General features: G+C 45.0%; 7 protein-coding genes. All 7 read right to left on the bottom strand.

The annotated features are described in order from the left end of the window. Positions 1–476: 476 nt before the first annotated feature. Positions 477–1,967: a lysine--tRNA ligase gene (lysS, locus tag AC6I5A_RS10530; RefSeq protein WP_034615441.1), complete on the bottom strand. Its 1,491-nt coding sequence runs from the start codon at positions 1,965–1,967 to the stop codon at positions 477–479. A gap of 390 nt (positions 1,968–2,357) precedes the next feature. Next, positions 2,358–2,828: a transcription elongation factor GreA gene (gene greA / locus AC6I5A_RS10525; protein WP_034615439.1), complete on the bottom strand. Its 471-nt coding sequence runs from the start codon at positions 2,826–2,828 to the stop codon at positions 2,358–2,360. Positions 2,829–3,219: 391 nt separating this feature from the next. After that, complete coding sequence (dusB, locus tag AC6I5A_RS10520) at positions 3,220–4,179, bottom strand: tRNA dihydrouridine synthase DusB (protein WP_034615436.1); 960 nt, start codon at positions 4,177–4,179, stop codon at positions 3,220–3,222. A gap of 19 nt (positions 4,180–4,198) precedes the next feature. Next, a complete protein-coding gene (locus AC6I5A_RS10515; protein WP_034615434.1) occupies positions 4,199–4,966 on the bottom strand; it encodes a type III pantothenate kinase in 768 nt (255 codons plus the stop codon). 158 nt (positions 4,967–5,124) lie between these two features. Then, entirely contained in the window at positions 5,125–6,105 is a 981-nt protein-coding gene (locus AC6I5A_RS10510) for a biotin--[acetyl-CoA-carboxylase] ligase (protein ID WP_034615432.1), read from the bottom strand. After that, on the bottom strand, positions 6,106–6,978 hold the full coding sequence (nadC, locus tag AC6I5A_RS10505) for a carboxylating nicotinate-nucleotide diphosphorylase (protein WP_034615430.1): 873 nt from the start codon (positions 6,976–6,978) through the stop codon (positions 6,106–6,108). After that, positions 6,944–8,587, bottom strand: a complete 1,644-nt coding sequence (gene nadB / locus AC6I5A_RS10500; RefSeq protein WP_497900660.1) for an L-aspartate oxidase — start codon at positions 8,585–8,587, stop codon at positions 6,944–6,946. Before nadB ends, nadC begins: the two co-directional genes overlap by 35 nt. Position 8,588 lies beyond the last annotated feature (1 nt).

Here is an 8,588-nt window from a genome sequence, read left to right as displayed (position 1 = left end):
TTGTTTAGTTTTCAAAGACCAGGGCTCAAACCGGACCAGCATAATATTTTAGCATTTTCAACTTACGTTGTCAATCCTATTTTACTCTCCATATTCCTTCATTAGGACCCACAATTTAATGTGCGCTCAATTTATTATTATGCTGACCGAACGAATTTTACTATACCACAACTATGGAGTTCGACTCAAACAATAAAATTAGCAGTTACTATAGCTTTATGCTTAATAGTATCGTTTATTCTTCATTATACTTCTTTTATCAATAAATGTGATAATATTTTATCTATTTATATTCTTTTTTACATAGGGATCAACGTTTACTCCCATAAAGAAACCTGACTGGCACCCACACGTCTTCGCACGTATTAACCCTTCTTGCAGACACAGTCTTCGCACGTATTAGCCTTCTTGCAAGCGCTGGCCATGACTCGAACAGAATGTTCAAGATTAGAGCGATGACCAAGGATGGCTAGACCTTACTCTTCTACATCTTCGTCTTGAACGCTCTGTTCTCTGGGACGCATCGTCGGAAAAAGTATAACATCCCGAATCGACGCAGAATCCGTTAAGAACATAACTAAACGGTCAATACCGATTCCAAGTCCACCCGTAGGCGGTAACCCATACTCCAAGGCTTGGACGAAGTCTTCATCCATCAAATGAGCCTCATCATCCCCTTTTGCCCGTTCAGCGGCCTGTGCTTCAAACCGTTGCCGCTGATCAATGGGATCGTTTAACTCAGAAAATGCATTAGCAAGCTCGCGCCCAAAGATAAACGCTTCAAACCGATCCGTATATTCCGGGTGATTCACATTGCGCTTAGCTAATGGAGAGATTTCAACGGGATGTCCTGTAATAAATGTCGGTTGTATCAAATTAGGTTCAACATACTCTTCAAAAAACTCATTAATAATTTTACCTCGAGATGCATCCTTTTCTACATGAAAGCCTTTCTGTTGAGCAACCCGACGTGCCTGTTCATCTGTTTCGATACTCCGAAAGTCTACTCCTGAATACTCCAGTATACCGTCTAACATCGGAATACGACGCCATGGGGTTTGAAACCGAAGGGTTTGCCCCTGATAGGTAATCTCCAATGCGCCGTGAACTTTATGTACAATATACGCAATCATTTCTTCCATTAATTCCATGATATCTTCAAAATTAGCGTACGCTTGATAGAGCTCCATCATGGTAAACTCTGGATTATGCTTAATTGAAATTCCCTCATTTCGGAAAGTCCGGCCAATTTCAAATACTTTTTCGAACCCCCCGACAATAAGGCGCTTTAAAGGCAATTCGAGGGCAATCCGCAAATATAGATCAATATCGAGGGCGTTGTGATGCGTGCTGAACGGGCGTGCTGCCGCCCCGCCGGGAATTGTATGAAGTGTCGGTGTCTCCACTTCGAGGAATTCCCGTTTCTCCAGAAACTCCCTCATGAACCGTATAATCTTGCTCCGTGTCACAAACGCTTGGCGAACATCCGGATTTATTACCAAATCCAAATACCGCCTGCGATAACGTGTTTCTACATTCGTAAGACCATGGAACTTTTCAGGAAGCGGACGCATCGCCTTGGAAAGCAAATTTACCTTACGAGCATGAATAGATATTTCTCCTCTTTTTGTACGAAAAACTTTTCCTTCTACTCCAACGATATCGCCTACGTCAAATTTTGTGATTAAATCAAACATTGTCTGACCTAATTCATCCATTCGGATATAAATCTGGATAAGCCCACTAAAATCCTGAATATGCATAAAGATGACTTTTCCTTGATCGCGCTTGCTCATGATCCGACCTGCAACACTAACATCCTTACCTTCTAATGCTTCGAAGCGCTCCAATATTTCAAGCGCTTTATGCGTCCGTACATAGCGATCGGCATACGGTTCAATATTAGCCTGACGAAGCGTCTCAAGCTTCTCTAACCGAATCCGCCAAAGATCGGTGGTATTATCCATTCTTAACTCCTCCATCATTTATTCTTATCTTATCAATTTTACCAAATTTAGACGTCACTAAACAAGAAAAATCAAGTCAGGTTAAAGGAAACTTGGCTGGCACCCACACGCGAAGACACTGTCTTCTTGCAGACACTGTCTTTGCATGTATTAACCCTTCTTACAGACACTGTTTTCGCACGCATTAGCCTTCTTGCAAGTGCCGTTCACAACTCGAACAGAACATTCGAGATTAGAATGCTGTCCTTAGACGGCCGAGTGTCCCTGTAGCCACGGTAAATAAAGCAAAGTGCAGCATCCTGCATGCCAGAAATACTGCACTCTCAAATAATCCTTTTCTCACTGTATTTCGTTTATAACCCTTAAGTAGTCCTCTGAATTAATAGATTCCTACCTAATATTTAAAATTTGATAGTGTAGTATACCTGCAGGGACATTAACCTCAACGACAGCTCCTATAGCCTGTCCCAGAACCGCTTTTCCGACAGGCGATTCATTAGAAATTTTATTGGTACCTGGATCCGCCTCTGCCGAACCAACGATAAAGTACTCTTCTTCATCCCCAAAGTCCAAGTCTTTCAGACGCACCTTTGCGCCTAAAGCCACGGTATCCGTTCCTTCAACTTCATCGATAACTCGTGCATTCCTGAGCATTTTCTCTAATGTAATGATCCGTCCTTCGATAAAGGCCTGATCATTCTTGGCATCATCGTACTCTGAATTTTCGCTGATATCTCCAAAGTCAATTGCCTGTTTAATGCGTCCGGCAACTTCCCGTCGCTTCACAGTTTTAGAAAGTTCCAACTCTTCTTCAAGTTTTTTGAGACCTTCTAAAGTTAGAATGACTTCTTTCTCAGCCATATTTTTCGCGCTCCCTTTATCTCGTACCAGTCAAAAAGTAAAACTGACCGGTACCAGTTTATTAACTTTCCGGAAGTTCCCTTTTCGCCATCCTGCAAGAAGGTTAATACGTGCGAAGACAGTGTCTTCGGGCTACAGGGACACTTGACAATCCTTGGTCATCGCTCTAACCTCGAACGTCCTGTTCCAGTCATAAGCAGCGTCCGAAGACTCGGCACCAGGCAAGTTTCTTCATCCTTCACATTACGCTGATCTGATATCGCGCGCTTCTCTAATGCCTTGTATACGTACTCCCGTTAACTCCGGAAACTCCTTTGAAAGATTCCCTAATTACATTACTCGTTATTATAAGGACCTTACAAAATATTGTCAAGGACGCTGAAAAACAATTCTATCTTTGCAAGATTTGTCTGAGGACAGATTGCAAATCATTCGGTGTTCGCGAATGCATAATCTCACCGCGGAGTTGAGCTGCCCTCCTGACCCCTTTGATATACCATACTGCGTGTTTTCGCATTTCATTAAGACCGATTCGCTCACCCTTATAACGTAATACACGATCGAAATGCTGCAAAGCAACTTGTATACGTTCTTCTATGAGTGGTTCGGGTAATATTACCCCATATTTTAAATAATGTTGGGTAAGCGGAATAAGCCAGGGGTTTCCGAGAGCACCGCGTCCGATCATGACTCCGTCGCATCCCGTTTGCTCGATCAACCTGCCGGCATCTTCCGGAATGAAAACATCCCCGTTCCCAATGATCGGAATACTTACTTCTTTCTTCACCCGTCGAATCCATTCCCAGTTGGCATGCCCTGAGTAAAATTGTTCACGTGTTCGCGCATGAACCGTAAGCATTTGAACTCCTACGCTCTCAAGACGTTTGGCCAATTCGACCGCCACAATTTCATCATCGTTCCAGCCAAGGCGAATTTTAACCGTTACCGGTACGTTGACAGCTTGCACAACGGCTGAAGCGATTGCTTGCGCGCGAGGAAGATCCTTGAGTAGCGCTGCTCCTTCTCCATTCTTGACAATTTTTGGCACGGGACACCCCATATTAATATCGATGACATTGGCGCTGCAATCTATGGCTAATAGAGCTGCACGAGCCATTGTCTCCGGATCCCTGCCAAAAAGCTGTATGATCCTCGGTTCTGCTTCCCCACGCAAATCCAGTATATTCAGTGTTCTAGAGTTTTGATAAATCAACGCTTGAGCGCTTATCATTTCTGTCCAGGCATGCTCTCCACCCACTGCACAGAACGTTTCCCGAAAAGCTTTATCCGTCACTCCGGCTAAAGGCGCTAAAAATACCGGAACTCCAAGTTCAAAGTGTCCTAACTTCACGTTCCTATTCCTCGATTTACTATTTCCTATTACGTTCATAGATCAACAAAAGTCCCTCAAGTGTTAAAAACGAATCCACCGTTTCAATCGTGTCTGAATCTTGAGAAATCATTTCGGCTAATCCACCGGTTGCAACCACTTTTGTCTCCGGTCCCAGTTCCGCTTTCATCCGCTTAACAATCCCATCAACTTGGCCGATGAAGCCAAAGTAGATTCCGGATTGTATTGCAGCTATCGTATTTCTTGCTATAACCGATATAGGCTTAACTATTTCAACACGAGGTAACTTTGACGCCCTCTGAAACAATGCATCTGTCGAGATCCCGATTCCTGGAGTAATCGCTCCGCCCAGATATTCTCCTCGTTTCGAAACCACACAAAACGTCGTAGCTGTCCCAGAATCTACAATGATAAGCGGTCCCCCATATTTATGATAGGCAGCCACGGCATTCACAATGCGGTCAGCCCCAACCTCTCTGGGGTTATCCATTATTATAGGCATCCCCATTTTAACACCAGGTCCCACAACCAGTGGTTCTAAACAAAAGTACTTTCGGGCAAGGGCTTCCAGAGTTGGGTTCACCGGAGGTACGACTGAGGAAATAACGATTGCGCCTATCTCTTGAAAAGTTAAACGGTTCAAATCAAAAAGATTTTTAACAACGACCGCATACTCATCCATAGTTCGAGATTTATCAGTAGACACTCTCCAATGATGGATCAAAACCCGATTATCATATACCCCCAACACAATGTTTGTATTACCCACATCAAATACAAGAATCATAATAACGACGCTCCTTTTAGCTTCGCGGGCTACCCTTTAAGCGGCTTTACGCCGACAAACTACTTCCCGTCCAACCCAGACGACAATTCCTGCCTTAATCAGATCCTCCAAAATAGTGGTAAAGAAAACAATAAAGGTTACATAACCTTTAGTAAATCCTAGAAATATTTGCTCATTTTAGAACGCAGTTGTACTTCCCCAGCTATAAAGCTTTTTTCTCCATCCTCCGTTTCTAGAAGTAGGGCTCCATCGATCGTAATTCCCTTAAATATACCCTGAATTACTTGTTCTCCCAGCATAATTCTTACTTCTTCGCCCAAACTGACGGCCCTTTTCAGCCAACGCACCCTAAGCTCCTCAAACTCTTTTTTTTCGAGAAATATCACTTGTTTATCTAAATTAATTAAGATTGTGGCGGCCAATTTGTTTAGGTCCACATCATACTTCAAGATTTCAAAAAGAGTCGTTGCGTTTAATAAAGGACTTAATCGTTCACGGGGAAAATTGACATTTATCCCTATTCCCAGAATCAATGTTTGAACCGTATTCCATTCTCCTACGACTTCTCCGAGAATTCCAGCGATTTTCAAACCGTTGAAAATAAGGTCATTCGGCCACTTGATCCCGATACGAAGAGAAAAGAGTTCCTCAAATGCGTCGGCGATCGCGACACTCGCAGCGAGGGTTACTTTTGAGGCGTCCGCCAAAGACAAATTAGGTCGAAGTACCACGGACATCCAAAGTCCGCCTATCGGCGATTCCCAATGACGCTGCAGCCGCCCTCGTCCTGAGCTCTGGCACCTTGCCAGGACAACTTGACCCTGGAATCCGCCTTGCCGGGCTAGCTCCTTTGCCCGGCCGTTTGTGGACTCCAACTCATCTTCAAGGTATATCTTGCTCCCCAATGAGGTTGTAGTCAACGCCTTCATTAAAACCCACTCATTTAATGAATAGGGAGTTTTCAATAGGCGATATCCTTTCTTAGTCTGCCCCTCAATTTCAAAACCTTCTTCTTTTAGAACCTGAATCTGTTTCCAAATAGCTGCCCGCGTAACATTCAATTGCTGACTAATCTTTTCGCCAGACACGTATTTTTCCGGATGCGCGGCGAGGAGATGAAGGATGTCATGACGTAACATTTAGATTCCTCTTTCCCAACTTGCCCTCGTCGTAGCTTTAATATCACCGAGATCAAGACTAAAGTCTAAAGCCTGAACCGAATGAGTCAATGCACCGATCGAAATCAGGTCGATCCCTGTCTCAGCCACTTCACGGAGGCGTTCTTCCCCCATCCCTCCTGATGCTTCAACGATTGCCCGCCGGTCAATATATTGGACCGCTTCGCGCATTTCTCCTAAATCCATATTGTCCAGCATAATCACATCGACACCACAGTTTACCGCTTCTTGGACCTGCTCTATCGTTTCACACTCAACTTCAATCTTAGTCATATGTCCAACTTGATCCTTGATCCGTTGGACGGCCTCCGTTAAACTGCCCACAGCCGCAAGATGATTATCCTTTAGCAGCACTGCATCATAAAGCCCAAATCGATGGTTCTTTCCACCACCGACTCTGACCGCATATTTCTGTAAAGCGCGCCATCCCGGGAGGGTCTTTCGTGTATCTACAATGCTAACCGAAAGCCCTGCGACCTGATCAACCGCTCGTTTTGTGGCTGTGGCAATTCCTGAGAGATGTTGCAAGAAATTCAAAGCCGTGCGCTCCCCCTGCAAAATACTGCTTAAGGGACCGCTTAGCTCAAGTACAACCTCTCCAACGTTCACTTCATCCCCGTCTTTGAGCAACTTATGGCTACAAATTCGTGAATCCACACGCTGAAAAACCTGTTCAACAAGCCACAGACCGGCAACCACACCTTTTTGTTTAGCGTATAGTTTTGCCAACCCGGTTACTTCTTCCGGCAAAATCCTGGTGCTAAGGTCCCCTGTCCCGATGTCTTCATTCAATGCCCGATCAATCAGCTCCTGAAACTGGAACGTAGTGTACATGATATCCTTCCTTACTTTGCAGAGAGTGCTTTTGCCAGCGTTCGTCAAGTCGCAACGGATAGTCCGATCGGAAATGCCCCCCTCGACTCTCCTGACGATCAAAAGCGGCTTTGGCAATAACCTCCCCAACCGTTAACAGGTTGGCCGTCTCCAGATCATCCACACAGCGTATGGACAGTTCGTTCCGCTCCCAAGCCTTCAATAACTCTTTAGCCTTCTCGAGGCCCGCCTCATCTCGCAAAATACCGACACTGTTCCACATCAAATCTTGGATCCGGGTCCGCAGACCTCGAGCGTCTACTTGTTTTCCTAATCCATTTATTCCAGTCCTGCCCAAACCTCCTTCAGGGCAAAGAACCCCCTCCCATGAAGGGCGTTTTACATAATTCTTCTGTAAAATTTTCTCGACGATGCGTGCTCCAAAAACCAATCCGTCCAGCAAGGAGTTACTTGCTAACCGATTTGCACCATGAACCCCATTACAAGCACATTCCCCTGCCGCATAAAGACGAGGTAGACTTGTTTCCCCAAATGAGTTTGTCGCAATCCCACCCATCATATAATGGGCAGCCGGCGCAATTGGCAAGGGCGTAGTACATACATTCATCCCATAGTTTAAACATGTTTGATAAATGGTTGGGAATCGCTCAAGAATTCTTTCCAGTCCGATAGGACGAAAATCTAAATAAACCGGGCCTTGGTTCATTTCCTCCCAAATTGCCCGAGCGACAATATCGCGGGGAGCAAGTTCTTTCCCCGGTACATTTTCCATAAAACGTAACCCTGCGGAGTTAATTAAATGTGCTCCTTCTCCACGCACCGATTCCGATATTAAAAAACAAGGTGCATTAGGAATAAACAATGCCGTAGGGTGAAATTGCACAAATTCCATATCCATCAAGTATGCCCCCGCACGTATGGCTATTGCCATTCCATCCCCCGTGGCAACACTGGGATTCGTCGTAAAACGATAAACTTGCCCTAATCCTCCAGTCGCTAGAACTACTGCATTGGCTAAATGCCCTTCGAATTCTCCTGTTTCCTCGTTAAGAACCAGGGCTCCTACTATTTCCCCGGTATAATTTTCTAATAGATCAACCACAAATCGTCCTTCTAAAGCGGTAACCTTAGGATTTTCCTTGACTTTAGCAACTAAGGCTCGCTCGATTTCCCACCCCGTGGCATCCCCCAGTGCGTGCAATATCCTCCGCTGGCTATGTGCGGCCTCACGTGTCAGGGCTAGTGCCCCATCTTGGCGGTCAAACTGAGCACCCATGTTCATGAGTTCTTCCACACAAGTGGGTCCCTCTTCAACCAAAATCCTTACAACTAAAGGGTCACAGAGCCCGGCGCCTGCCCGCAACGTATCTTCAAAATGCAAGGTCGGGGAGTCCTCTTCATTAAGAGCTACTGCAATCCCACCTTGAGCATGCCCAGTATTACTTTCTTCAATCGTTTTCTTCGTAAGCACAGTAACCTGAAAGTGTTCACTCGCTTTGATCGCTGTGTATAAACCAGCAATTCCGCTTCCCAACACAAGTACGTCCGAATCAAAGACCTTAATCCCGGATTTGGACCAAGGATATAAATAACGTCTCAATCTGCCCATC

The sequence above is a fragment of the Desulfosporosinus sp. Tol-M2 genome (genome assembly GCF_059735615.1).
The sequence above is the reverse complement of the archived record's forward strand: the minus strand, read 5'-3'. Positions and strand labels throughout refer to the sequence as shown.

Excerpts from the sequence above, each read along its gene's own strand:
- lysS (WP_034615441.1), bottom strand. The coding sequence starts at position 1,967 with ATGGATAATACCACCGATCTTTGGCGGATTCGGTTAGAGAAGCTTGAG.
- greA (WP_034615439.1), bottom strand. The coding sequence starts at position 2,828 with ATGGCTGAGAAAGAAGTCATTCTAACTTTAGAAGGTCTCAAAAAACTT.
- AC6I5A_RS10515 (WP_034615434.1), bottom strand. The coding sequence starts at position 4,966 with ATGATTCTTGTATTTGATGTGGGTAATACAAACATTGTGTTGGGGGTA.
- AC6I5A_RS10510 (WP_034615432.1), bottom strand. The coding sequence starts at position 6,105 with ATGTTACGTCATGACATCCTTCATCTCCTCGCCGCGCATCCGGAAAAA.
- nadC (WP_034615430.1), bottom strand. The coding sequence starts at position 6,978 with ATGTACACTACGTTCCAGTTTCAGGAGCTGATTGATCGGGCATTGAAT.
- nadB (WP_497900660.1), bottom strand. The coding sequence starts at position 8,587 with ATGGGCAGATTGAGACGTTATTTATATCCTTGGTCCAAATCCGGGATT.